Consider the following 24,411-nt stretch of genomic DNA (forward strand, 5'->3'; position numbering starts at 1 on the left):
AATGACTGTGCTGGGTGCCGTGGCGTACGACCCCAAGGTCGTCACGATCTGGGAGGGGTTCCGCCGCTGGCTGCGGGCCCGCGACTGTGAGTTCGACTTCGTGCTGTACTCGAACTACGAACGGCTGGTGGACGACCTGGTCGCCGGGCGGCTGGACGTCGCGTGGAACTCGCCGCTGGCCTGGGTCCGGTCGCGGCGCCTCTCCCCGGAGGTCCGCGCCGTCGCGATGCGCGACACCGACCGCGACCTCACCACGGCGATCGTGGTCCGCGCGGACTCGGGGCTGACCGCGCTGGCGGACCTGCGTGGCCGCACGGTCGCGACCGGCGCCGTCGACTCTCCACAAGCGACACTGCTGCCGCTGTCGTTGTTGCGTGGCGCCGGTGTGGACGTGAAGGTGCGGCGGTTCGACGTCGGGGTCGGCCTGCACGGCGACCACATCGGCGGCGAGCGGGAGGCCGCGGCCGCGCTGCGGGACGGGCTCGTCGACGCTGCCTGCGTCACCGACACCAACCTGCTGCTGTTCGGCCAGGAGGGCACCCTCCCGCCGGGCTCGGCGAGGGTGCTCGCGCACACCGAGCCGTACGACCACTGCGTGCTGACCTCCGCGCCCGGCGCCGACGCGGACCAGCTCGTCGACCTGCTGCTCGGCATGTCCTACGCCGATCCGGAGGCGCGCCCGCTGCTCGACCTCGAAGGCCTCACGCGGTGGTTGCCCGGCCGCACGAGCGGGCACGCCGTCCTCGAAAAGGCGGTCGACGAAAGCGCTTTCTACGACGCGGAGGGGAACGTCGTTGCCCGCGACTACCGACCTTGACTCCCTCGGTCTCGACACCGGCGGCCACCTGCTCGTCGAACGCGCGCTGGCCGCGATCCGCCCCGGTGACCGGCTGACCGTCACCGGCACGCACCCGGAGCTGAACCTGCACCTGCGGGCCTGGTGCCGCGGGCGGGGCCACCGGTTCGAGGGCGACGGCACGATCGTCAAGGGGCACGCGGCGCAGCAGCGGTGGGCCGGCGCGGAACGGGCGGGCAGCGCCACGCGGGTGAGCGCGCGGGCCGACCCGCGCTGGGGCCTGGCCGCGCGCGGCGCGCTGGTCGAGGCCGGTGGCCCGGCGCTGGACGTGGCCTGGGTGGACCGCGACCTGGTGTGGGCCGACATCGCCCCGCGGCTCTACGCCCGCGCGGCGGCGGCGCAGTGGGACCCGGCGACGGCGGTCGACTGGGCGACGCCGGTCGAGGTGCCGCCCGAGATCGAGGACGCCGTCGTGCAGATCATGACCTACCTCGTGGAGAACGAGCATGCCGCGCTGATGATCCCGGCGCGGCTGCTCGCGAGCCTGCACCCGCACTTCCGCGAGGTCATGCAGCTGCTGGCCGCGCAGATCGCCGACGAGGCCCGGCACGTGGAGATCTTCACGCGGCGGGCGCTGCTGCACCGCGACGAGCTGGGCGTGTCGGGCGCGGGCGGGCGCGCGTCGCTGCAGTCCCTTTTGGACGAACCGGACTTCACGCTGGCGTCGTTCCTGCTCTCGGTGCTCGGCGAAGGCACGTTCGTGGACCTGCTGAGCTTCCTCAACGAGCACGCGCCGGACCCGGTCACCGCGAGCGTCACCCGGCTCGCGGGGCGGGACGAGGCGCGCCACGTCGCGTTCGGCACCGCCCACACGGCCCACCTCGTCGCCCGGGATCCCGCGTTCCTGGGCCGGTTGCGCGGGGCGGTCGAGCGGCGGCACGAGGCGCTGCGCGACACCGCGGGGCTGAACCAGGACGTGTACGACTCGCTCGTGCTGCTGGCCGCCGGGTCGTGGGAACCGTCCGCGATCCGCCGCGGCTGGGACGCCGTGCAGGGGCTGCAGCACCGGATGGACGACGGCCGCCGCAGGCGCCTGGCGTACCTCGGTTTTCCCGACGACGAGGCGGCCGAGCTGTCCGCCCTGCACACGAAGAACTTCATGTGAAGGGAAGTGGCGGAGGTGAACGGGAATCGAACCCGCCAGGCCGAGCTGCTCGGCCTCGTCGGTTTTGAAGACCGCGGCGCCCACCAGGACGCGGACACCTCCCTCGCCGTCAGAGGGTAGCCGACGCCGCAGCCTCTCGCCCCCGCGGTCAGCGCGCGTACTCGCGGTTGAACAGCCTCTTCGACCACAGGTAGCCGCCCAGTGCGATGACGGCGCACCAGGCCAGTGCGAGCCACCCGTTGTGCCCGAGTGGCCGGTCCATCAGCAGCCCGCGCAGGGTTTCGATGATCGGCGTGAACGGCTGGTACTCGGCGAACCAGCGCAGCCCGGCCGGCATGGAGTCGGTGGGTGCGAACCCGCTGCCGAGGAACGGCAGCAGCATCAGCGGCATCCCCACGTTGCTCGCGCCCTCGACGGTCTTGCTCGCCTGGCCGAGCGCCACGGCCAGCCAGACGAGTGCGAAGCTCACCACCACCAGGAAACCGGCCGTCGCCAGCCAGCCGGCGAGCCCCGCGGTGGGCCGGAAACCGGTCAGCAGCGCCACGCCGGTCACGACCGCCACGCTGAACACCGCCTGGAGCACGCTGCCCAGCACGTGCCCGGTCAGCACCGAGACGCGCGCGATGTGCATGGTGCGGAACCGCGCGATGATGCCCTCGGTCAGGTCCATGGCGACCGAGATCGACGTGCCCTGCACCGTGGACGTCACGGTCATCAGGAGGAACGCGGGCGCCACGTAGTTGGCGTACTCGGCGCGCCCGCCCGCCGGGCCGCCGAGCCCGGCGCCCAGTGTGCCGCCGAGCACGTAGACGAACAGCAGCAGCAGGACGACGGGCATCCCGACGAGCGTCACGGTCATCGACGGGTACCGCAGCATCCGCTTGAGGTTGCGGCGCAACATGGTCGCGGAGTCCCGCAGCGGGTGGAACCGCAGGGGCAGGGCGGGAGCGGTCATCGGGGGGTCACCTTCTCGGTCAGGGCGAGGAAGACGTCGTCGAGATCGGGCGTGTGCACGGACAGCTCGTCGACCTCGACGGCGTGGGCGTCGAGGCGGTCGATCAGCGTCTTCAGCGAGCGCAGGCTGCCGTCGCCGGGCACCCGGAGGGCGAGCGCGTCGTTGTCCGGCGCGGTCTGGTCCAGGACGCGCCGGGCCACGTCGAGGCCCTGCGCGTCGGCGAAGCGCAGGCGCACGTGCCCGCCGGGGATGCGGCGTTTCAGCTCGTCCGGGGTGCCCTCGGCGACCAGCCTGCCGGAGTCGAGCACCGCGATCCGGTCGGCCAGCTCGTCGGCCTCCTCCAGGTACTGCGTGGTCAGGAAGATCGTGACCCCGCCGGCCACCAGGTCCCGGATCAGCTGCCACACGCTCCGGCGGCTGCGCGGATCCAGCCCGGTGGTCGGCTCGTCGAGGAAGATCACCCGCGGGTCGCCGATCAGGGTCATCGCCAGGTCGAGCCGCCGCCGCATCCCGCCGGAGTAGGTGGCGGCCGGTTTGCGCCGGGCCTCCGCGAGGTCGAACTGTTCGAGGAGCCGGGCGGCGCGGCGGCGGCCTTCGCCGCGGGGCAGGTGGTGCAGGTCCGCCATCAGGAGGAGGTTCTCCTCGCCGGTCAGCAGGTTGTCCACCGCCGAGAACTGGCCGGTGACCCCGATCGCGGCCCGCACCGCGTCCGGTTCGCGCGCGACGTCGTGCCCGTCCACCCGGGCACTGCCGTCGTCGGCACTGATCAAAGTGGACAGTATCCGGACGGTGGTGGTCTTCCCGGCGCCGTTCGCGCCGAGCAGGGAGAAGACCGTTCCGCGTGGGACGGTCAGGTCGAGACCGTCGAGTACGACGTGGTCGCCGAACGACTTGCGCAGCCCGGTGACCGCGATCGCCGGCTGGGAGCTCGCAGGCATGGTTTTCCCCTTCGCAAGGTCAGGAACGGCGGATGGTGATGTCGCCGTAGGAGGTCCGCGCGCGCACCTCGGCGGTCTCGTCGGACTCCCCGGGCCGGGCGGTGTTCTCCAGCAGGTTGCGCACGTGCCCGAATCCGGTGTTCACCTCCAGCCAGGCCGCGGTGCCCTCGGCGATGCCGACCTCGATGTCGCCCATGGCGGTGCCGAGCGTGACCGAGCCGCGCGCCACCTCACCGACGCGGAGGGAGCCGTTGGAGCTCTTCGCGTCGACCCCCGCGCCGGCGCGGCCTATCGTGATGTCGCCGTTGGCCGCGCGCACCCGCACGTCGCCCGCGGCCGCGGCGATTTCGGTGTCCCCGTTGGAGTTCTTGACGACCACGGAGCCGTCGACCTCGCCGAGGCGGACCTCTCCCGAGCTCGTGTGGACATCGGCCTCACCCGCGACGCCCTCCACGGTGAGGTGACCGGTCGAGGTGTGCACCCGCAGCGGGCCGGTCCGCTCCAGCCGGACGTTGCCGACGGAGGTCTTGAACCGGACCTCGCCGAGCGTGCCGGTGCCGTGCAGGTCGCCCACCTGCACGTCGCCGGAGACCTGCGAACCGGTGGGCAGGTCGATGGTCACGTCGACCGACCTGGTCTTGCGGGAGAAGTCGAACGCACGCGCCTTCGGCCCGGTGACCTGGAGCGCGCCGTTCGCGTAGTCGACGCGAACCCGTTGGGCCGCCTGGACGTCCGACTCGTCGGCGGGGTCGCTCGGACGCACCTCGACGACGGTGTCGGTGCGGTCGCTCGCGGTGATCCGGAAGTGGCCGACGCCGAGTTCGAGCGTGACGGCGATGGCTTCGGGGGTGTCGAATTCGGGCATGGCTGTCCCCTCATGATGGGTGGGTGGAGCGTCCTCGCAGGTCGAGGACGTGTGGTGCGGGCTAGCGGACCCAGCCGCTGAGGCGCTGCTGGGATCGTTTGCCGGCCGGGCGCTGGTCCCGGTCGGTGCGTTGCAGGGCGGCGGAGGCCGCGCGGACCAGCCAGGCGTTGACCGAGCGCCCCTCCTTCGCGGCGGCCTCCTCGACCGCCGCCTTGAGCTGCTCGGGGAGGCGCACGTTGATCCGCGAGGTGGGCCCGTCCTCGGCGATGGGCTGGTCGTCGTCCGGTGCGTCCTCCGCGGGAGGGGTTTCCCCGGCGGGTTCGGCCGACGGCGGGGTGACGACGAACTGCGGGTCGCGTCCGCGCAGGCGCAGCTCCACCGAGCCCGGCGCGAGCTCGCGGGTGATCTCGTCCGCGGCCGCGGAAAGCGCTTCCAGCAGCGCCATCCGGATCGCGGACTCCAGCGACCCGGTCAGGCGCTCGACCAGCGCCCGTGCGTCCTCCCCGCCGACTTCGGCGAGGGTGGCGATTTCACGGCCGAGGTTGCTCACATACGTCGTCATGTCCACGGTGCCACTTTGGCACACGAGTGGCACCACTGGCAAGAGAGGTGGCTCAGATTGCTGCCAGCGATGGCACCCGAGGTTCGTTTCGTCGAGCGCCGCGGGCCGGACGGCGCTAGCGTTTGGGGCCGCGGTGGTGGTGGCGACGGGAGGACCGGACGTGCTGAGCAGGGGGACCGTGCGCCTCACGGTGGTCTTCGCGGTGGTCGCGGTGTTGTGCCTGGTGGGCGCGATCTGGGCGGGGAGCGCCTCGGTGTCGGTGCCGGGCCCGGTCGCCGGACGGCCGATCGCGTGCGGAACGGCTCTGACGCCGTCGACCGAGCTGGACGAGCTGTCGAGCGGCGGCACCGCCGGCGGGCTGCAGCAGCGGACGTTCTCCGAACCGGTGAACGAAGCGATCGAGGCGTGCCAGGGAAGCCGGGCGAGGCAGCAGATCCTCGAAGGCGCCGGCGCGGCGGTGGCGGTGTTCCTGGGAGCGGTGGTGGTGCTCCGGCTGCGCCGCCGCACCCCGCGGAGCCGGGTGGGCTGATCGTCCACTGTGGACATCCTTGCCGCTGTCCTGGCAGGGACGGGTTTGGCGGGACCGGCCTCGGGGGAACTTCCCGGGCGTGCACACCCCACACCTGGCCGGGGTCGGTGGCTTCACGACCGGCACCGTGCTCGCGATCGTCGCCGCGGTGCTGTTCGCGGTGGGCTCCGTCCTGCAGCACCAGGCACTGTCCGGCGACGGTCCGGGCGGAGGCGTCGACCTGCGGGTGCTGGTGCGGCAGCCGGTGTGGATCGTGGGACAGGCGACGACGGTGTCGGGGAGCCTGGTGCAGGTCGCCGCGCTGGCACTGGCGCCGGTGTCCATCGTCCAGCCGATGCTCGCCGGAGCGCTGGTGATCGCACTGGGCATCCGCGCGGTGCGGGAACGCTGCCTCCCCAGTGGCGGCGAGGTGCTCGGCGCCGCGTGCACCATCGGCGGACTGACCGTGTTCCTGCTGGCGGCGCGGCCGGCGCAGGGGCGGCCCGACCACCTGCCCGCTCCGGTCGTGGTGCTGTGCGTGGTCGCCGGGGTGGTGCTCCTGGTCGGGCTCGCCGCGCGGGCCCGCCACGGGACGGCGGGCGCCGTGGTGTGCGGGGTGTGCGGCGGGATCGCGGCGGGCTGTGCCGCCGTGCTCATCTCGGCCGCGTTCAAGGCGGCCGCCCGCGCCGCGCACGTGGTGTCCAGCGGCCTGTTCTGGCTGCTCCTCGTGGCGGCGGTCGTCGTCGCGGTGACGTCGCAGCTGGGCAGTCAGCAGGCGTACTCGCGCGGGGCACTGGCCTGGTCGTTGCCCGCGCTGACCGTGGTGGACCCCCTCGCCGCGATCCCCGCGGCCCGGCTGCTGCTCGGCGAACGACTCGAACCCGGTCACGCCGCGGTATGGGCACCGGCGGGGCTGCTCGCCGTCGTCGGAGTCGTGCTTCTGGCCCGCACGGACTCCAGCTGCCGCCGCCCGGTCCTCCTGCGACCGGGACGGCGCTGAAAGCACGACGTCGCTCGTGTCCCTTTCGCCCACTGTCCGTTGTGGAGGGCCGGAGTGCGTTGCGTTCGGCACGCCGCACTGATCGCGGCGGTCCTGCCGGGGCCGGCTCTCAGCGTCCACACAGCGAGGGAGGAGCAACCTGGCCCCGGAGGACCGGATGACGACCGGTGGCCGCGGTGTCGCGAATGGAGACAACCGGTGTTCGGACTGAGCTGGATGCATCTGCTGGTCCTGCTGGCGGCCGGGTTGTTCGTCCTGGGGCCGGAACGGTTGCCGGAGGCGGCCGCGTGGCTCGGCAGGTCGGCGCGTCAGGTGCGGCAGTTCGCCCGGACCGCCCAGCGGCAGCTGGAGGACGAACTCGGGCCGGAGTTCGAGGAGTACCGCCGGCCATGGGAAGACCTGCGCCGGCTGCGCGACTTCGACCCGCGGCACGCCATCGTCCAGCACCTGTTCGACGGCGACCCCGACCCGCTCGGCTCGAACGGCACCGCGGCGCCGAGCGACGGCCGGCGCACGCCCTCACCCGCGCGCGAGCGGCCGCCGCTCGACCCGTAGGCGCTCCGCATGGGACCACTGGAGAAATCCGGTTCGTCCCCTGCTGTCCCTTCCGTGCCCCGCGCTCAGCGTCCTTTCAGCGGAGCGTTCGTACGCTCCGGTCCTGTTCCTGGCGGTCGACTCCTGTGCGGTTCGGTGACAAGACAAGTTCGTGGTGAAGAGTCCGGGGGGCTCGTCGAGGACCGTGGTGACGCGGGAAGCTTCTCGGGCTCGCTGGCGACGGCCTCGCCGGAGGTCTCCGGGGACGACACCGCGGAAACCCGGCCGATCACGCCGCCCGGACGGCGGCGGCCCTGGGTGCGGTGGCTGCGTCGCTCGTTCCTGGCCGCCGTGCTGGTGTTCCTCGTCGTGGTGGGCTGGTCGGTCACCGGCGCGCTGACCGCGCCCGGCACGGACAGCACCGCCGCGCGCCTGGCCGAGTGGGGCCGCGACCACGGCCTCGGCGGGCTCGTGACCTGGCTGGAAAAGCAGCAGTACGACCACAACCAGCCCCCCGTCGGCGGACTGCCGCCCGGCGGTATCCCGATCGCGCCGGGCGTGGTGCCCACCGCTCCCGCGCCGCGCGGCGGCCCGCACGGGTTGCCCGCCCCGGCGCCGATCACCTCGCTGGCCGGAACGGCGCTGCTGCCCGGTGAGGGGCAGTGGCAGACCGTCGTCACCGACCACGGGCAGCCGGCGGCCCGGGTCGCCGAACTGCGCCCCGACCCGCAGCACACGTCGTTCGTGGCCGGTGTGCTGTGGCTCGACCCGACGTTCGTGCGCGGGCAGCTGCAGCCCGGGTTCCAGGACCCCGGCGGCTCCTGGCACGCGGCCACGTCGATCACCCCCGCGCTCGAACACAGCGTGGTGGCGGCGTTCAACGCCGGGTTCCGGCTCAACGGAGCCAGCAACGGCGGCTACTACAGCGAAGGCCGCACGGCGGTGCCCCTCGTCGACGGCGCGGCGAGCCTCGTCCTGCGCACCGACGGCACCGCCACCGTCGGCTCCTGGAACCACGAGGTCGCGATGAGCCCGCAGGTCGCCAGCGTGCGCCAGAACCTCGTCATGCTCGTCGACAACGGCCAGGTGAACCCGACCTGCGCCACCGGCGGCACGAAGGAATGGGGCAGCACCATCGGCCAAGCCGCGTACATCCACCGCTCCGCCTTCGGGGTCACCGCCGACGGCGCCGAGGTCTACGTCGGCGGTCCCGCGCTCTCGGTGTGCACGCTCGGGAACATCCTGAAAGCGGCCGGCGTGGTGCGCGGAATGGAGCTCGACATCAACCCGGCCTGGGTCAGCGGCACCTACTTCCACGACTCCCCGGCGGGCCCGCCCAAGGGTTTCCCGCTCTTCCCCGCGGAGCAGGTCCCGCCGGCGCACTACCTGCACCCCGCGAGCCGGGACTGGTTCGGCTGGTACCTCCGGAACTGAGCACCGATGAGTTTTCCGCACGGCGCCGGTCTCCACACCGTGCGGAAACTGATCTACGGCATGAACCTGACCCTGGACGGCTACATCGCCGCCCCCGGCGACGACATCGGCTGGAGCGGGCCGCCGAGTGACGAGCTGTTCCGGTGGTGGCTCGGCCAGGAGCGGGCGAGCGGCCTGACCCTGTACGGGCGCAAGCTGTGGCAGACGATGAGCTCCTACTGGCCGACCGGCGACCAGCAGCCGAACGCCACGCCGTGGGAGATCGAGTTCGCGCGGAACTGGCGGGACACGCCGAAGGTGGTGTTCTCCTCGACGATCGCCGAGGTCGGCTGGAACACTCGCCTGGTCACCGGTGACGCGGTCGCCGAGATCACCCGGCTCAAGGCCGGGGACGGCGGGCCCCTGCGCATCGGCGGCGCGACGCTCGCCGGGGCGGCCATGCGGGCCGGGCTGATCGACGAGTACGCGCTGGTCACCCATCCGGTCCTGACGGGCGGCGGCACGCCGTTCTTCACCGCGCTGGAGGGCTGGGTGGACCTGAACCTGGTGGAGACGCGGACGTTTCCCGGCGGCGTGGTCCTGACCCGGTACGAGACGAGGCGGCGATGAGCGGGATCCAGGAGCGGATCCAGCGCCGGCTCGAAACGCTGGTAAGCACCGGCGCGGAGACCGGCGTGCAGGTCGCGGTCTACCAGGACGGCGCCCTGATCGTCGACGCGGTAGCCGGGCGGCTCACCTCCACCACACCGATCTTCAGCTTCTCCACCGGCAAGAACGTGTCGGCCACGCTCGCGCACCTGCTCGTCGCGCGTGGTTTCCTCGGCTACGACACCCCGGTCGCGGACCTCTGGCCGGAGTTCGCCGCGCACGGCAAGGCCGCGGCCACCCTGCGGCACGTGCTGACCCACACGGTCGGTCTTCCCGCCATGCCACGCGAGATCACTCCCCGCGAGCTTCCTGCCTGGTCCAGGGTGTGCGAGTCGCTCGCCGCCGCCGAGCCGCGCTGGCCGCCGGGCACGGCGATGGGCTACCACTCCTACACCTTCGGCTACCTCGTCGGAGAGCTGGCCCGCCGCGCGACCGGGCGGCCCGTGTCCGAGCTGCTGCGCGAGTGGATCACCGCGCCACTCGGCATCGAAGGGCAGCTGTACTTCGGCGTTCCCGAGGAGTCCCTGCCGGAGCTGGCGCCCCTGGAACAACAGCAGGCGCCTGCCGACGCGCCGTGGGAAAACCAGCCGAGTGCGGACTTCGGCAACGACGCCGGGATCCTGCGGGCCGACATCCCGTCGGTCGGCACCGTCACCGCCCACGGCCTCGCCGCCATGTACGACGCGGTGCTGCAGGGCAAACTCGTGGACTCCGCACAGTTGGCGCACCTGTCCGCGCCCGCGTTCGAAGGGGTGGACCAGGTTTTCGGCACTCCGGCGCGGATGGCGCTGGGTTTTCCGCTCGGCAGGATCGGCGCCCCCGCCGAGGAGAACTCGGTCGCGTTCGGCTGGCCGGGCGGGGGCGGGAGCTACGCCTACGCCGACCCCCGCGGGGCATCGCCTTCGCGCTGACGAAAACCCGCCTCACCCCGGACTTCGGCACCGCACTGTCGGTCATGACGATTCTCGCCGAAACCCGTTGAGCACAAGGAGAGTGGGCGTTGCGGCGGATCCAGAAGTTCCAGCTGTGCACGGTGCGCCGGGACGGCCGGCCGCACGTGACCCCGTTGCTGGCGATCTGGGCGCTCGGCGCGATGTGGTTCACCACCGGCGACGGCGAGCAGAAGGCCAAGAACCTCGCCGCCAACCAGCACTGCGTGCTGACCGCCGGCACCGGCACCCTGACCGGCGTGGACCGCTACCGGTGGAACGCCTGACCGAAATCCCATTCCTACCACTGATGAGGACGGAAAAGATGACCGATTCGACGGCAACCGGCGGCACCAGGCCCTTCCGGTTCGGGGTCGTCGCCCCGCTCACGACCGACCTGCCGACGTGGCGGGAGCGGGTGCGCCGCATCGCCGACAGCGGTTACTCGACGCTGCTGATGCCCGACGTCCCGCAGTGGCAGCCGGCGCCGGGCCCCACGCTGGCCGCCGCGGCCGGCCTCGGTGATCTGCGGGTCGGCACCTGGGTGTATGCCTCGCCGCTGCGCCAGGCTTGGAGCACCGCGTGGGAAGCGCACTCGCTGTCGGTGCTCACCGAGGGGCGCTTCGAGATGGGTATCGGCACCGGCAGGCCCGGCATCGAAGACGAACTGCGCGAACGGGGACTGCCCGTGGCGTCCCCGGGCGAGCGGCTGGCCCAGGTGCGGGAGACCGTGACGGCGCTGCGTGAACTCGACGGCCCCGATCTGCACACGCCGGTGGTGATGGCCGTGCGCGGTCCGAAGGCCCAGGCGCTGGCGGCCGAGGTCGCGGACACGGTCACCTTCGCCCTGATGCCGGGGGACAACCGGGCCGAGATCACCCGCCTGGTGCGCGGTTTCCATTCCGTCCGGGACGTCGAATTCGCCCAGCACGTGGCCGTGGTCGGGGACAGGGTCGCGCCGTTCATGGCTCCCCCCGACACCGACACCGCCGCGCTGCACGCGGTCGGCTCGCTGGAAGCGCTCCCGGCCGACCCCGTCGCAGCCGCCGAGGAAATCCAGCGGCGCCGGGAGGAAATCGGCTTCACCTACTTCGTCTTCGGCGCCGACTTCGCCGACACGTTCGCCCCGGTGGTGGCCAAGCTGGCCGGAAAGTAGGCGGTACCTCGGGGTTTCCTCGAAGATCCCACGCCCCGCCGCGCATCGGTCTACAATGGACCGATTGACACTCCTAGGTTTTCCTTTCCACAGCAACGAATTCGTCAGGCGAGCGGCGGGGTGCCCGCCGTCGCGGCGGTGAGCAGCCGGCGCAACGTCGTCTCGGTGACCGGAACCGGGTTGGCGTAAGGGGCCGCCAGCACCCGGGAGACGACAGTGTCGACCCCCGTCTCCGGCAGGCCCAGCCGGGCGAGTGACATCTCGGCACCGAGGTCCCGGGAGAGGGCGAACAGGTGCGCCGCGGGGTCCTCGGCGTCGAGTGCCTGCCGCAGGGCGGCGAGCGCCTGCGGCGCGGCGGGGAGGTTCACGGCCAGCACGTGCGGCAGGACCGCGGTGTGCACCTCGGCATGCGGCAGGTCGAACGCGCCGCCGAGAACGTGGCACAGCTTGTGGTGCAACGACATCGTGGTCGCCCCGAGGGCCGTCCCGGCGAGCCACGCGCCGTAGAGGGCGTCCGCGCGGGCTTCGAGGTCGCCGGGGGAAGCGACAACCCGCGGCAGGGCGCTCACCAGCGCCCGGACGGATTCCGCCGCGATGAGCGAGATGACCGGGGAGACGTCCGGGGCGTAGAGGGCTTCCGCGGAGTGCGCCAGCGCGTTGACGCCGCTGGTCAACGACAGCGCCGCAGGCAACGTGACCGTGAGACCCGGGTCGTAGACCACCAGCGCCGGCAGCACCCGGGGGTCCCGGCCCGTGGTTTTGCCCGTGGCGTCGGTCAGGCCCCACACGGGAGTCATTTCGGAGCCGGCGTAGGTGGTGGGGACGGCGACGATCGGCAGGCCGGTCTCCTTCGCGACGGCCTTGGCGAGCCCCACCGCGGACCCGCCGCCGACCGCCAGGCAGCCGTCCGCGCCGATCTCGCGGGCCCGGTCGACGGCCACGGCGGCCGCCGCGACCGGCACGTGCATCTCGGCGTGCGGATGGAGCCCGGCGACACGCTCGCCGAGCGGTTTCGTGAGTGCTGCCGCGAGGTCGGCCTGCGGCGGTGTGCACACGACCAGCAGCCGCCGCAAACCCAGCCGTTCGACCTCCTCGGCCAGCCGGTCCCGCGCGCCGACGCCGAAGACCACGCGTCCGGGCCTGCTCTCGTGGACGAAGTCCCGCATCATCGCCCGGCCCCCTCGACCGGGTCGAGGACGACGTCGAATTCGAGCAGCCGGAACGGGTTCCCTACGCCGTAGTGCTCGGCCCGGACCGGGTCGTCGACGACCGTGACCGGGCGGATCAGCGACTTCTTCACCCCGAAGACGGTGTCCGAGTCCAAGTAGGGGCTGCCCTCGACGAAAACGTGCGTGGTCAGCGAGGCGTGCCCGGCGGCTTCGGCGATCACGTGGATGTGCGCGGGCCGGTTCGGGTGCCGTCGGGTGGCCGCCAGCAGTGCGCCGACGGGCCCGTCGTCCGGGATGGGGTAGTAGCGGGGCACGACCGTGCGCAGCCAGAACCGCCCACGCTCGTCCGTGGTGAACAGCCCGCGGAGGTTGCGCTCGGGCTGCACGTCCGGCTGCTGGACGTCGTAGAACCCGGCACCGTTGGCCTGCCACACGTCAACCAGCGCCCCGGCCAGCGGCGTCCCGTCGCTGGAGGTGACCTGCCCGGCGAACACGCACGGCGTGCCGTTCCCGTCGAGGGAGATGGTCGCCCCCAGTTCGCGGGGCGGGGACTCCACCAGGTGGAAGGGCCCGAGGACGGTGGTGTCCGTGGCCGCGGCCGACCTTCGGTTGTTGATGGCGTCGACCAGCATCGAAACCCCGAGCACGTCCGAGAGCAGCACGAACTCCTGCCTGGTGTCGTCGCACGTGTGGCCGACCGCGGTGAGGAAGTCGATCCCGGCCTGCCACTCGGCGTGGGAGGGTTCGACGTCCTTGACGAACGCGTGCAGGTGCCGCACCAGGCTGGTGAGCACCTGCTTGAGGCGCTCGTCCGGGGTGTCGCGCAGGCTCTGGACGACGATCTCGGCGGAGTCCTCCTCGCTGAACCCGGTCGCCTGCGCCGTTGACGCGCCGGCCGTCATCGCACGTCCTCCCTTGTCGTGGCCCAGCCGGGCGCGTCCAGGTCCGCCTCCCGCAGCACGGCCGCGGCGGCGTCGTAGGCCAGCCGCGCCGACTCGGTGGCGGGCCGGGCGTCGAGGTCGTCGGAGAAGACCTCCACCGACACCGGCACGGTGATCCCGCGCTCCCGCAACGCCCGCAGCAGCCCCTGGGTGTCCCCGGCACCTTGGCCGGGCAGAAGACGCGCGTGACGGGACTCCTCGGCCATCCGCGGGCCGGGTTCGGCCGCGACGTCGCACAGCTGCAGCGAGGTGAACGCGGGGGCGGGGATGTCCGCGAGGTCATCGACGCGGGCCCCGGAACGGAACCAGTGCCAGAGGTCGATGATCACTCCGCCGTTCCGGCGGCCCGCGGCGGCCACGATCTGCCAAACCTCGCCGAGGGTCCGGACCCCGCTGTAGGGCAGGAACTCGAACCCGACCAGCAGGCCGTGGTCGGCCGCCCGGTCGCAGAGCGCACCGAAGGGCTCCACCAGGTCCGCCAGCGGGTACTCGCCGAACATCGGCACGTTGAGCTGGCGCGCCCCGATCCGGTCGGCGAACCGGAAGATCGTCTCCTCCATGGGGTCCGGGCCCGGCGCCCAGTCCCACAGGTGTTCGAGTTCGAGCACCCGCAGACCGTGCCGGTCCAGCAGGCCGCGGATCTCCTCGTCGGACAGCCCGGAGCCCAGGTAGTCGGACATGCGCACGCCGATCCCCGCGAAGCCCGCCGCGGCCGCGGCCGAAACGCGCGTGGGGAAGTCGGCCTCCCGCAGCGTGCTCGCGCTGCAGGTCAGGTGTAGTTCTGTCATCGGATTCCTCATTCCTCGGCGTGGGGGTCACCGGCGGTCGCCGAGCCCGCGAGCCAGCGCGCGCCCTCGTCGTAGAGCCGTCGCACCACGGGCCCGGTGAGCCCGGGGAGCCCGGCCTTCACCGTGAAACCCGCCTTCGTCTGCAGGTAGGCGAGATGGCGGTAGCCGGCCGGGAAGCGGCCGAGCAGCTCCGGATCGAGCGTGAGCGAAGCGCCCGGGTCCACGACGTCGAGCCGGTCCTTCTCGTAGATCGGCTGCCTGCGCACGATCGTCCAGTCGCCGTCGTGCCGGGCGCAGAAGTCGTAGAACCGCCCGGTGCACACCACGTCGACCAGCACCCCGTCGACCTCGGCGCGCTGGTTGATCGTCATCTTCGTCTGCGTGATGGCCCGGTCGCCCACCACGTCGGCGCTGTGCCCGCCGAGGAAGTGCAGGATCGAGACGCCGCGGTCGAAACCCTCGCGCGAAACGGCGATGAAGTCCGCGGCCGGGCCTTGGAACCACGTCGCGGTCATCCACCCGTCGACCGGGTGCCAGACGGTGGCGAAACGGTCCCAGTCACCGGCGTCCCGCCAGATCGCCCAGTTCTCGACCAGCTGGCGGAGGGCGGCCCGGTCCTCGGCCGGAGTCGGCGCGGCCATCACGCGGCGAGGAAGGTGTCGAGGGCGGCGAGGACCGCGGCGGGGCGTTCCTCGGCGACCCAGTGCCCGCAGTCCGGAATGGACCCTCCGGTGACGTCCGTGGCGAACTCCCGGAGCATGTCCACGATGCGGGGTCCCCAGCGGTCCTCGCCGCCGAGGGCGAGCACGGGGACGGTGAGCGGTTCCCGGGCCAGCCGGCGGTTGTCCTCGGCGTCCTGCGGGAAGGCGCGATACCACTCCAGCGAGCCGCGCGTGGCGCCCGGCTGAGCCAGCGCGCGGGCGTAGTGCCCGATCTCCTCGTCGGTGAACGCCGCGTGGTTGGTGCCACGGTCACGGAAGAACGCCTCGACGTAGCCGTATTCCCGGCCCTGGATCAGGAACTCCGGCATGTCCCGGTGCATGTGGAACGGGAAGTGCCACACCTTCGGGTCCGCGAAGATCCCCTCCCAGACCGAAGCCCCGGGCAGCGGCGCGTCGAGGAATCCGAGGTGGGTGACGGTGTCGCGGTGCGTGGCGGCCCACGCGTAGGCCACCATCGCCCCGATGTCGTGACCCACGACCCGCACCCGGTCGAACCCCAGCAGCTCGCGCAGCCGGTCGAGTTCGTGCGCCATGGTGACCTTGTCGTAGCCGGTCAAGGGCTTCGACGACTGCCCCGCGCCCTTGAGGTCCACCGCGATCACGGTGTGGGTTCGGGCCAGTCCGGGGATGACGTGCCGCCATTCGTACCAGGTCTGCGGCCAGCCGTGCAGCAGCACGACCGCGGGTCCGGAACCCGCGACCACGGCGTGCAGCCGTACGCCGTCGGCCACCTCCTTCGTCACGTGGTGGAGCTCCACGGGAGTGTCCGGCATCTGATCATCCTTCCTTCGTGGTGGTGAGCGGGGCGGCGGAAGCCGGAACCGGAAGCCGGTCCCGGTAGGCGCGTCCCTTGACGACCATGCACAGCGCGCCGATCGTGATCGGGACGAGGAGCAACAGGAAGACCTGCTGGAAGCCGAGTCCGATGCTGGCCAGTGCGGTGCCGACCCCGCCACCCGCGACTGCCCCGGCCCGCGACATCCCCGCCGTCCAGCTGGTGCCGGTCGAGCGGATGTCGGTGGGGTAGAAGGTCGCCGAGATGACGGTGTACCCGGTCGAGATCGAGTTGGTGCACATCCCCAGCACGAAGATCAGTGTGGCGAGCAGCAGGGTCGACCGGGGCGACACGGCGATGAGCAGCGCCATCCCCGCGCCGAGGACCGAGGTGAGCACGAGCGTCCGGTGCGGCCCGACCCGTTCCTGCAGCAGGCCGATCACCGCGCAGCCGATCACCCCGCCGACCTGGAGCAGGGTCGTGAGCAGGGAGATCTCGCCGGTGCCGAAACCGGCCGCGGTGAACAGGTACGGCAGCCAGGTGTTGGTGAGGTACACCGTGAACATCACGGCCATGTAGCCCAGCCAGAGCGTCAGCGTCCCGGTCCGCATCGGCCGCTTGAGCAGCAGCGCGATCGGGTAGGTGCGGATCCGCGCCGCGGCCTCGCGGGCGAAGACGGTGCCGGGTCCCGCGCTGCCGGGCTCGACGTGGTTGCAGAAGCGGAGGAGCCGGTCGTGGTGACGCCCCGAGTTGGCCAGGAAGCGCGGCGACTCGGGGAGCCGCACCAGCACGACGAGCAGGATCGCCACCCCCACCAGTCCACACAGGACGATCGCGGTCCGCCAGCCCGCCCCGGCGACGACGAACGGGATCGCGAGCGCGCCGATCGCCGCTCCGGCGGGGAAACCCGCCCAGATGATCGCGACGGTGATCCGCCTGCTGCGGGTGGGGACCGTCTCGGTGACCAGCGCCGCGACGTTCGGCATGGAGGCGCCGAGACCCAGCCCGGTCACCAGGCGCAGCAGGCTGAAGGTGAGGACGCCGGTGGTCAGGGCGGTGAGCAGGGTCGCGGCGGCGAACACCGCGATCGACCACGCGATCACGGTTCTGCGGCCGAACCGGTCCCCGAGCGGGCCGGCCACGAACGAGCCGACGCCCAGCCCGGCCAGGCCACTGGTCACCGCTGGGGCGAGCTGGGCGGTGGTGACTCCCCAGTCGGCCTTGAGCTGCGTCGCGAGGAAGCCCGCGACCGTGACTTCGAGGCCGTCGACGACGATGCAGAGCAGGCAGGCGAACAGGGCGCCGAGCTGGAACCTGCCCAGCGGATTTCGATCGATGACGGTGCGGACGTCGACTGTGCCAGTCGCAGACATTGAGACCTCGGCATCTGTTGGGAACTCGGAAGGGTGCCCCGTTCGGCACGGCAGAGGGATGATCACCGCTCGCGAGCGGCGGCCGCCAGCCTCGACTGCCATCCAGTGGCAGCCACCGCTGAGCGGCACCGCCGGACCGAGGGCGCCCGGTCCTCAGGCGAGCCGTCGGGAGATCCCGAGGGCCGCCGTCCGCACGGCGGGCCCGAGCTGGTCCACCCGCAGGTGTGAGTGCGTCACGATGCCCAGGGCGCCCTGCACCGTGCCCGAGGCGTCGCGGATGGGCGCGGCCACCGACACCGCGCCCAGCGTCATCTCCTCGTACGAGTAGGCGATGCCCTGCTCCACCACGGCTTCGAGCGCCGAGGCCAGCCGTCCCGGTTGGACGATCGTGTTGCGGGTGAGCGCGGGCAGCCCGGCCGTGGCGAGGTCGCGCCACACCTGCGGCGGGGAGAAGGCGAGCAGCACCTTGCCGACGGCGGTGGCGTGCAGCGGCAGGCGCCCGCCGACGAGGGTGGCGGTCGGCACCGCCTGCCGGCTCGAGATCTTCTCGACGCACAGCGCCTCACCGTCGTCGAGCACCGCGAGCTGGACGTTCTCCCGCGTGGCCTCGCAGAGGTCCTGCATGAACGGGAAGGCTGCCTCGCTGAGCACCCGCTGCCGGGGCGCCAGCGACCCGATGCGCCACAACCGGATCCCGATCCGGAAGTGCCGCCCGTCCGGCAGGCGTTCGAGCCCGCCCCACGCCACCAGCTCGGCGATCAGCCGCCGGGCCGTCGAGAGCGGCAGACCGGCCCTGTCGGCGATTTCGGTGAGGGTGAGCGTGGGGTGCGCCACGTCGAAGCAGTCCAGCACCGCGAGCAACCGCCCGGAGACGCTCTGCCCCGGACTGGCGGAATTACCGGCCACCACTCCCACCTCCGGCCGGACTTCTCCACGTTCAGCAAGCAACGTTACCCGCACGGCTCGCCGGAAAGGATCAACCGGCCAGCGACTGGGACGCGGCGCGCACCACTTCGAGACTGCGCAACGCGTCCTCGGCCGTGACGAGGGGCTGGGCCCGGCCGGCCGCGACGTCCGCGAAGTGCGCCAGCTGCCGCGCGAACGCGTCGGCGCCCTCGACGGGGAGCCGGGTCTGCGCGACCGGTTCGAGCCAGGACGGCTCCGGCTGCGTGAACACCGTCAGGTCCGGCACCGAGACGGAACCCTGCGAGCCCGCGATCAGCAAGCACGGCTGCCCCGGGTGGTAGGGGAAGGTGGGATCGTCCTCAGTGGCCTGGTCCCAGCCCCACGGCGAGACCGCGGAGTCGGACCCGGCCAGCGTGCCGATCGCCCCGTTCTCGAACCGCAGGACGAGCCCCGCGGTGTCCTCGACCTCCAGTCCGCGTGCCTTGTTCGAGGCGATCGCCTGCACCGAGACGATCTCACCCACCAGATGACGCAGCATGTCCACTTCGTGGATCAGGTTGATCAGCAGCACCCCGCCACCGGGGCGCCGCCGTCGCCACCCGACCTCGAAGTAGGGGTCCGTCTTGTGGGTGGCCCAGATCGCGGCGACGGTGCGGATCTCCCCGAGTCGCCCTTCCGCGATCAGCGCCCGCGCGGCGGCCACCGCGGGATGGTGGCGCCGGTGGTGTCCGACGAGGACCCGCGCCTGCGGGTCTTCGGCGAGCCGGTCGAGCAACGGACCCGCCTGCTCGCGGTCGACGGCCACCGGCTTCTCGACGAGGACCGCGACGCCCGCGTCCAGGCAGTCGAGGGCGTGGGAGACGTGCATCTCGCTCGGACTCGCCACGATGACGCCGTCGAGGTCTCCGCGCGCCAGCATCTCCCGGTGGTCGGTGTAGCGGGCGACGTCCTGCAGTTCGCCCGGCACGGGCCGGTCCGAGCCGAACGCGGGATCGGCCACGGCCACCAGGTCGGCCCGGTCCGACCGGCCGATGAAGCGGCTGTGCCGCAGGCCGAACGTGCCCGCTCCGATCAATCCCAGCCTGCTGCGCTGCCCGTCTTGTCGTGCCATGAACGCAGGACCTCCCACTCTGTACGGATCGTTCCACCGCGATTGTCATCACCTCACCCGCCGAGCCACCACACCCGGCTGCCACTGAGTGGCAGCCGTGCGCAGCGGGGGACAAGATGGGCCACCTTCGGGGCGGTTGCCCGGGGGTGTGGGTGGGCAGACTGGTTCGGTATGAGCGTGAGGGATGGTTCGGGGCTTGCGGAGTTTTTGAGTACGTGCCGGGCGCGGGTGAGCCCGGAGCAGGTGGGTTTGGGGCAGGAGTCGACACGTCGTCGGGTGCCGGGTTTGCGGCGGGAGGAGTTGGCGCGGCTGGCGGGGGTCAGTGTGGACTATTACACGCGGCTGGAGCAGGGTCGTAGTCGTAGCGCGTCGGCTGAGGTGCTGGATGCTTTGGCGGTGGCGTTGCGGCTGGATGAGGCCGAGCGGCAGCACCTGTTCGACCTGGCCCGTTCCGAACCGGCGCGGCGCCAGCGCCGTGCGCGTCCGCAGCGGGTGGATCCGGCGACTCTGCGGTTGATCGAGACGTTGGAGGAGGTGTGTTGCCCGGCTTTTGTGCTGGGCCGGCGGCTGGATGTGCTGGCGCACAACCGGTTGGCCGGGGCGTTGATCACGGAGTTCCGTGCGTTGCCCGCGTCGCGGCGTAACCAGGCCCGGTTTGTGTTCCTCGATCCGCACGCGCGGGAGTTGTATGCCGATTGGGCGGCGGTGGCGTCGGACACGGTGGCGATGCTGCGGTTGGATGCCGGGCGGTACCCGCATGATCCGCAGTTGTCGGCTCTGGTCGGGGAGCTGTCCATCCATTCGGAGGAGTTCCGCAGGTGGTGGCCGGACCACAAGGTGCATCGGCGCACCACTGGGACGAAGGCCTATCGCCATCCGCTGGTTGGTGAGCTGACCGTGGAGTACCAGGCCCTGCACCCCGCCGGCGACCGGGATCAGACCTTGTTCGTCTACACCACGGAACCGGGTTCGGCGTCGGATACCTCGTTGCGGTTGCTGGCCCACTGGCATGACCAGGAACAGCGCGACGTCTCGGTCGACACCCGCTGAGATCTTCCTGGGTGGCCCGGTTTGTCCCCGGATGGCCAGGGCCTTGTCCGGGCCCCATTTCGTGGTCCTGGGTTGGTTGAGTGGCAGGGGTGAGCGGTGGAAACAGTTTCACCCGGAAATCCTGAAAGGACACTCATGTCGACGTGGTTCATTACTGGTGCGGGGCGTGGTCTCGGTGCGGACATCGCTCGCGCGGCTCTGGCGGGCGGTGACAACGTTGCGGTTGCGGTGCGTGACCCGGCCCGGCTGCCGGCCGATCTCCGGAACTCCGATCGTGTGTTCGCCGTCGCGCTGGATGTGACTCGGACCGGGGATATTCCGGCTGCGGTGCGGTCGGTGGTTGAGCGTTTCGGGGGTATTGATGTGCTGGTGAACAACGCGGGCCGGGGTCTGCTGGGGGCGTTGGAGGAGGTCACCGACGCGGAGGCGCGGTCGTTGTTCGATCTCAACGTGTTCGGTCTGATCAACGTCACTCGCGCGGTGCTGCCGGTCATGCGGGCCCGGGGTGGTGGCAAGCTGGTGCACATCGGTTCCCGCTCCGGTTTCGAGGGCGAGCCCGGGGTGAGCGTGTACAGTGCGTCGAAGTTCGCCGTGGCCGGGATCAGCGAGGCCCTGTCGGTGGAGTTGGCGCCGTTCGGTGTGCAGAGCATGGTGGTCGAGCCCGGGGTGTTCCGTACCGACTTCCTCGACCGGTCCTCGCTGTCGGTGGCGGGTCACCGGATCGCCGCCTATGACGGCACTCCCGCGCACGCCACGCTGGAGTGGGCCGGGGAGGCCAACCACACCCAGCTCGGCGACCCGGTCAAGGGTGCCGCCCTGATCTACGAGGTCGCCTGTCAGGACACGCTGCCCACGCACCTGCCACTGGGTCGCGATGCCCTCGACCGCCTGGAAGTCAAGATCGCGCAACGGCGCGACGAGGTGGCGAGGTGGCGGGAGAAGTCCGCGGCCACCGCGCACAACGGGTAGCCAGGTCGCCGGATTCTCGTGCGGGTGTGTCCGCGTCTTCTGCCGCGGACACACCCGCGCGCGCGGCTACTGCAGCCCGGATGTCGGCGTGGGCACGACCCTGGTCACCTTGATCTGGTCGACGAGCAGGAAGCTCTTCACCTTCGGGTCGATCTCGTTCCGCCAGCGGTCACTGCCGTAGACGTTGGCGTACAGGGCCGCTCGTTCCTGTTCGTCCTGGAAGCGGCGGATCCAGACGTAGCCGTCCGGGTCTTCCTCGTCCACGAACGACGCCGTGACGGACATTCCCTGGGCGAGCTGGAACGGGATGACGACGTCCTCCATGTAGCGGACCCATTCGTCGCGGCGTCCCGGCTGGACCTGGTAGCGGCGGATCTCATAGAACATCGGACACTCCCCGGTTCTCGTGGTGGCGGTTCAGGCAGCGACCCGCAGGACGAGTTTGCCGCGGGTGCGGTTGGACTCGCCGCGGGTGTGGGCGGCGGCGGCTTGTTCGAGCGGGAACATGTCTTCGACTTCCACGACGACCTTGCCGGAGTCGATCAGGTCCCCGATGGTGGCGAGTGCCGGCCCGTCCGGCTCGACCAGGAACGCCGTGACTCGCTTTTCCTTCGCCTGCGCCGCGGCGGCCAGTTCGGGCGACACGCCCGCGGGAACGGCGACGAGCAGCCCGCCGGGGCGTAGCACTGCCAACGACCGCGTGCTGGTGTTTTCGTGGTGGTCGCCGACCAGGTCGAGCACGACGTCGACGTCCGCGACCGCGTCCTCGAACCGGACGGCGGTGTAGTCGATGAGTTCGTTCGCGCCGAGCTTGGTGAGCCAGCCGTGGCTGCCGCTGCGGGCGGTGCCGATCACGTGGGCGCCGAGGTGCCGGGCGAACTGGACCGCCAGGTGACCGACCCCGCCGGCGGCGGCGTGGATCAGCACGCGCTGCCCGGGCTGGACGTGCGCGGTGTCGGTCAGGGCCTGCCACGCGGTGAGCGCGGCGAGCGGAACGGCCGCGGCTTCCTCGTGGCTGAGGGTCGAGGGCTTGCGGGTGAAGTGCCGTGACGGGGCGGTGACGTATTCGGCGTAGGCCCCCGCGGCCCGCGGGAACCAGGGCATGCCGTAGACCTCGTCGCCCTCCTTCAAGGTCGTGACGCCGAAGCCGACCTTGTCCACGACTCCGGAGATGTCCCAGCCGAGGATGAACGGAGGCTCGCCGAGCACCCCCGCCATTCCGTCGCCTGCGCGGGTCTTCCAGTCCACCGGGTTGACGCCGGCTGCGTGCACTTTCACCCGGACCTCGGTCGGCAGCGGCTCGGGGCGGGGAACTTGCTGCACCGACAGCACGTCGGGACCGCCGAGGGCGTGCTGGACGACGGCGCGCATCGATGAGTCGGACACGGGTTTTCTCCCTGGGTTCGTGGTCTGCACCTTGACGTCCCGAACATATCCGCAGGGCTATAGTTACCCGCAAGGGCTAGAACTTCCCCATGGGAAGCATCCAGGTGAGAGGCTTGCGGATGACGACATCGTGCCTGACGGGGCAGCACTCCGACCACGACGTCTACGCGTCGCAGTGCCCGTGCCGGGCGCTGCTGGACCTGCTGGCGAACAAGTGGTCCGCCCTGGCCATCGGTGCGCTCGAGGACGGCCCGCAGCGGTTCGGGCAGCTGCAACGGCTCCTGCAGGGAGTCAGCCCGAAAGTGCTGACCCAGACCCTGCGCCGCCTGGAGGAGTTCGGCCTGGTCGACCGCACGGTCTACCCGGTCGTGCCCCTGCACGTCGAGTACTCGCTCACCGGGCTCGGGCGCAATGCCGCCGTACCGTTGCGGATGCTGCGCACCTGGGTCGAGGACAACATCGACAACACCGCCGCCCCGGCCGCTGCCTGCGCGAGCGAGACGACAGCGGCCCCGTGACGTCGCCACGGAACGCCACTGTCCACTGTGGATGTCCACCCTTGACACCTTCGTAGCCACGGACGAGATCGGGCAGGCTCATGGCTGGGCCAGGGGGTGTGGTTGTCAGGCGGCCTGCTGGCGAAACGCTGTCAGTTCGGCAATGAGCTGCCTGAGCGCCACCATGGGCTTGCCCTCGCGCTCTCCGGCGGAGACGTGGTCCTGCAGCAGTTCCAGGTCCTGCTGGGCGACCTTGCCGCCGTGGTGGAAGGCGTTGAACGCGTTCACGTCCAGCGGCAGGGCCTGCTCCTCGGCGGCGGCCATCATGTGCGTCAGGAACTCGCTGCCCGTGGGCTGACCCGCGGGGCGGTACTCGTCGAGGGAAACGACTTCCCGGACTGCGTCGACGGCGAGGTTCCAGGTGTCCTTGTGGTCGTTGAACTGTGCCGCAGGGGGCCAGCCCATCAGCTCGCACGCTGCGAAGACCGGAAAGACGATGGCCACTTGGGCCGGGAACTGGCGGTGGTCGACGATGTCGCAGTGCGACACGCTGCAGGCGTCGTAGAGGGCCTTGAAGCGAGTGGCGACGGCGGGGAACCTGTCCTCGACCGTGAAGCTTCCCGTGGGCAGGGTGCGGTAGGCCAGGTCGGCCTGAGCCAGAAGCGCGGGGTCGGTGGGCGGGTGGATGGGAAGGTTCGCGGAGGCGACCTGGTGGGCCAGGAGTGAGAGCGCTCCACTGATGACGCGTTCCTCGTCGATGCCGAGTGTGTCGAGGCAGTGCCGGCGCAGACCGAGGCCGATGCCGCCGATGATGACGACGGCAGAGGTGTCGCGGACGGCGTTGCCCAGGTCGCTCAGCATGGCAGTGCCCTCGGCGGACCGTGCGGAGGCGCCGTCGAGGGTGACGATGATGTAGTCGTAGGCGCGGTCGCCGACCTCGGTGACATCCGAGAGAACCCGGTAGCCGGAGAAGGGCTGCACGCTCACGTCGTCGTAGGAGTACAGCAGCTGGGGCCGTGACAGCTTCTCCGCGCGCTGGGGACGCACCAGGAACGTCACCTCCGCGCCGGCCAGCTGCAGGTGGTAGCCGGACATGATGCCCATCGCCCCGGCTCCGACGATCAAGACGGTGGGGATCGGCGATGTGCTGCTGGGCATAAGTGCTCCTGTTGTCGAGTGCGGGGGCACGACCGCGGGGTGCTGCGCGGACGCAGCCACGCTCCAGCTGACCGAT

28 protein-coding genes and 1 tRNA gene are annotated in these 24,411 nt (G+C 71.5%); 13 read left to right on the top strand and 16 right to left on the bottom strand.

The window, feature by feature from the left end; translation table 11 throughout:
* Window position 1 precedes the first annotated feature (1 nt).
* Window positions 2-817: a phosphate/phosphite/phosphonate ABC transporter substrate-binding protein gene (locus tag FHX82_RS17595; RefSeq protein ID WP_145932935.1), complete on the top strand. Its 816-nt coding sequence runs from the start codon at window positions 2-4 to the stop codon at window positions 815-817.
* Complete coding sequence (locus FHX82_RS17600; RefSeq protein ID WP_145932934.1) at window positions 795-1,961, top strand: ferritin-like domain-containing protein; 1,167 nt, start codon at window positions 795-797, stop codon at window positions 1,959-1,961. Before FHX82_RS17595 ends, FHX82_RS17600 begins: the two co-directional genes overlap by 23 nt.
* 7 nt (window positions 1,962-1,968) lie before the next feature.
* Here FHX82_RS17600 and FHX82_RS17605 read toward each other — a convergent pair.
* The 5 genes from FHX82_RS17605 to FHX82_RS17625 form a co-directional block, all read right to left on the bottom strand.
* Window positions 1,969-2,063, bottom strand: a tRNA-Sec gene (locus FHX82_RS17605).
* A gap of 46 nt (window positions 2,064-2,109) precedes the next feature.
* Complete coding sequence (locus FHX82_RS17610) at window positions 2,110-2,916, bottom strand: ABC transporter permease (protein WP_145932933.1); 807 nt, start codon at window positions 2,914-2,916, stop codon at window positions 2,110-2,112.
* Window positions 2,913-3,854 carry an ATP-binding cassette domain-containing protein gene (locus FHX82_RS17615; protein ID WP_145932932.1) on the bottom strand — a complete coding sequence of 314 codons (942 nt, stop codon included), beginning with the start codon at window positions 3,852-3,854 and terminating at the stop codon, window positions 2,913-2,915. Before FHX82_RS17615 ends, FHX82_RS17610 begins: the two co-directional genes overlap by 4 nt.
* Before the next feature lie 19 nt (window positions 3,855-3,873).
* Window positions 3,874-4,719 (bottom strand): DUF4097 family beta strand repeat-containing protein, encoded by an 846-nt coding sequence (locus FHX82_RS17620; RefSeq protein WP_145932931.1) that lies wholly within the window; start codon window positions 4,717-4,719, stop codon window positions 3,874-3,876.
* Window positions 4,720-4,780: 61 nt separating this feature from the next.
* A complete protein-coding gene (locus FHX82_RS17625; RefSeq protein ID WP_145932930.1) occupies window positions 4,781-5,287 on the bottom strand; it encodes a YlcI/YnfO family protein in 507 nt (168 codons plus the stop codon).
* A 154-nt stretch (window positions 5,288-5,441) separates the two neighbouring features.
* Here FHX82_RS17625 and FHX82_RS17630 point away from each other — a divergent pair, with 154 nt between their 5' ends.
* The 8 genes from FHX82_RS17630 (at window position 5,442) to FHX82_RS17665 (ending at window position 11,490) form a co-directional block, all read left to right on the top strand.
* Window positions 5,442-5,810, top strand: coding sequence for a hypothetical protein (locus tag FHX82_RS17630; protein ID WP_145932929.1), 369 nt, complete (start codon window positions 5,442-5,444; stop codon window positions 5,808-5,810).
* Window positions 5,811-5,889: 79 nt separating this feature from the next.
* Complete coding sequence (locus FHX82_RS17635) at window positions 5,890-6,789, top strand: DMT family transporter (protein ID WP_229881081.1); 900 nt, start codon at window positions 5,890-5,892, stop codon at window positions 6,787-6,789.
* Between the two features lie 198 nt (window positions 6,790-6,987).
* Window positions 6,988-7,344 (top strand): twin-arginine translocase TatA/TatE family subunit, encoded by a 357-nt coding sequence (locus FHX82_RS17640; protein WP_506265855.1) that lies wholly within the window; start codon window positions 6,988-6,990, stop codon window positions 7,342-7,344.
* Between the two features lie 135 nt (window positions 7,345-7,479).
* On the top strand, window positions 7,480-8,757 hold the full coding sequence (locus FHX82_RS17645) for a phosphodiester glycosidase family protein (RefSeq protein ID WP_145932928.1): 1,278 nt from the start codon (window positions 7,480-7,482) through the stop codon (window positions 8,755-8,757).
* Between the two features lie 39 nt (window positions 8,758-8,796).
* A complete protein-coding gene (locus tag FHX82_RS17650; RefSeq protein ID WP_145933032.1) occupies window positions 8,797-9,366 on the top strand; it encodes a dihydrofolate reductase family protein in 570 nt (189 codons plus the stop codon).
* Window positions 9,363-10,316, top strand: a complete 954-nt coding sequence (locus FHX82_RS17655) for a serine hydrolase domain-containing protein (RefSeq protein WP_221216143.1) — start codon at window positions 9,363-9,365, stop codon at window positions 10,314-10,316. The genes FHX82_RS17650 and FHX82_RS17655 overlap by 4 nt, the downstream gene beginning before the upstream one ends.
* Window positions 10,317-10,405: 89 nt before the next feature.
* Window positions 10,406-10,621: a pyridoxamine 5'-phosphate oxidase family protein gene (locus FHX82_RS17660; RefSeq protein ID WP_145932927.1), complete on the top strand. Its 216-nt coding sequence runs from the start codon at window positions 10,406-10,408 to the stop codon at window positions 10,619-10,621.
* 38 nt (window positions 10,622-10,659) lie between these two features.
* Window positions 10,660-11,490, top strand: coding sequence for an LLM class flavin-dependent oxidoreductase (locus FHX82_RS17665; RefSeq protein WP_145932926.1), 831 nt, complete (start codon window positions 10,660-10,662; stop codon window positions 11,488-11,490).
* 104 nt (window positions 11,491-11,594) lie between these two features.
* Here FHX82_RS17665 and FHX82_RS17670 read toward each other — a convergent pair whose 3' ends face one another.
* The 8 genes from FHX82_RS17670 to FHX82_RS17705 all read right to left on the bottom strand — a co-directional run bounded on the left by FHX82_RS17670 (window position 11,595) and on the right by FHX82_RS17705 (window position 19,275).
* Window positions 11,595-12,659, bottom strand: a complete 1,065-nt coding sequence (locus FHX82_RS17670; protein ID WP_145932925.1) for a maleylacetate reductase — start codon at window positions 12,657-12,659, stop codon at window positions 11,595-11,597.
* Window positions 12,656-13,561 (bottom strand): dioxygenase family protein, encoded by a 906-nt coding sequence (locus FHX82_RS17675; protein WP_145932924.1) that lies wholly within the window; start codon window positions 13,559-13,561, stop codon window positions 12,656-12,658. The genes FHX82_RS17670 and FHX82_RS17675 overlap by 4 nt, the downstream gene beginning before the upstream one ends.
* A complete protein-coding gene (locus FHX82_RS17680) occupies window positions 13,558-14,388 on the bottom strand; it encodes a sugar phosphate isomerase/epimerase family protein (RefSeq protein WP_183176685.1) in 831 nt (276 codons plus the stop codon). Before FHX82_RS17680 ends, FHX82_RS17675 begins: the two co-directional genes overlap by 4 nt.
* A gap of 8 nt (window positions 14,389-14,396) precedes the next feature.
* A complete protein-coding gene (locus tag FHX82_RS17685; RefSeq protein WP_145932922.1) occupies window positions 14,397-15,029 on the bottom strand; it encodes a nuclear transport factor 2 family protein in 633 nt (210 codons plus the stop codon).
* A complete protein-coding gene (locus FHX82_RS17690) occupies window positions 15,029-15,883 on the bottom strand; it encodes an alpha/beta fold hydrolase (RefSeq protein WP_145932921.1) in 855 nt (284 codons plus the stop codon). Before FHX82_RS17690 ends, FHX82_RS17685 begins: the two co-directional genes overlap by 1 nt.
* Before the next feature lie 4 nt (window positions 15,884-15,887).
* Window positions 15,888-17,258 (bottom strand): MFS transporter, encoded by a 1,371-nt coding sequence (locus FHX82_RS17695; protein WP_145932920.1) that lies wholly within the window; start codon window positions 17,256-17,258, stop codon window positions 15,888-15,890.
* A gap of 153 nt (window positions 17,259-17,411) precedes the next feature.
* The gene (locus tag FHX82_RS17700) at window positions 17,412-18,164 is read right to left on the bottom strand and encodes an IclR family transcriptional regulator (RefSeq protein ID WP_145932919.1); all 753 of its coding nucleotides are present in this window, start codon (window positions 18,162-18,164) and stop codon (window positions 17,412-17,414) included.
* 70 nt (window positions 18,165-18,234) lie between these two features.
* Window positions 18,235-19,275 (bottom strand): Gfo/Idh/MocA family protein, encoded by a 1,041-nt coding sequence (locus FHX82_RS17705; protein WP_145932918.1) that lies wholly within the window; start codon window positions 19,273-19,275, stop codon window positions 18,235-18,237.
* A 171-nt stretch (window positions 19,276-19,446) separates the two neighbouring features.
* On the opposite strand from FHX82_RS17705, the gene FHX82_RS17710 reads away from it, so the two are divergent.
* Entirely contained in the window at window positions 19,447-20,325 is an 879-nt protein-coding gene (locus FHX82_RS17710) for a helix-turn-helix transcriptional regulator (RefSeq protein WP_145932917.1), read from the top strand.
* 135 nt (window positions 20,326-20,460) lie between these two features.
* Entirely contained in the window at window positions 20,461-21,294 is an 834-nt protein-coding gene (locus tag FHX82_RS17715) for an SDR family NAD(P)-dependent oxidoreductase (RefSeq protein ID WP_145932916.1), read from the top strand.
* A 66-nt stretch (window positions 21,295-21,360) separates the two neighbouring features.
* Here the strand turns inward: FHX82_RS17715 and FHX82_RS17720 are convergent, their stop codons facing one another.
* Together FHX82_RS17720 and FHX82_RS17725 are read right to left on the bottom strand one after the other, a co-directional pair.
* Window positions 21,361-21,681, bottom strand: coding sequence for an NIPSNAP family protein (locus FHX82_RS17720; protein WP_145932915.1), 321 nt, complete (start codon window positions 21,679-21,681; stop codon window positions 21,361-21,363).
* Between the two features lie 30 nt (window positions 21,682-21,711).
* Window positions 21,712-22,665: an NADP-dependent oxidoreductase gene (locus tag FHX82_RS17725; RefSeq protein WP_145933031.1), complete on the bottom strand. Its 954-nt coding sequence runs from the start codon at window positions 22,663-22,665 to the stop codon at window positions 21,712-21,714.
* A gap of 134 nt (window positions 22,666-22,799) precedes the next feature.
* On the opposite strand from FHX82_RS17725, the gene FHX82_RS17730 reads away from it, so the two are divergent.
* On the top strand, window positions 22,800-23,198 hold the full coding sequence (locus FHX82_RS17730; RefSeq protein ID WP_145932914.1) for a winged helix-turn-helix transcriptional regulator: 399 nt from the start codon (window positions 22,800-22,802) through the stop codon (window positions 23,196-23,198).
* 105 nt (window positions 23,199-23,303) lie between these two features.
* On the opposite strand, the gene FHX82_RS17735 is transcribed toward FHX82_RS17730, so the two are convergent.
* Entirely contained in the window at window positions 23,304-24,335 is a 1,032-nt protein-coding gene (locus FHX82_RS17735; RefSeq protein ID WP_145932913.1) for a ketopantoate reductase family protein, read from the bottom strand.
* Between the last annotated feature and the right edge of the window lie 76 nt (window positions 24,336-24,411).

Origin of the sequence: Amycolatopsis bartoniae, assembly GCF_014191255.1 — a bacterium.
Classification (GTDB): Bacteria; Actinomycetota; Actinomycetes; order Mycobacteriales; family Pseudonocardiaceae; genus Amycolatopsis_E; species Amycolatopsis_E bartoniae.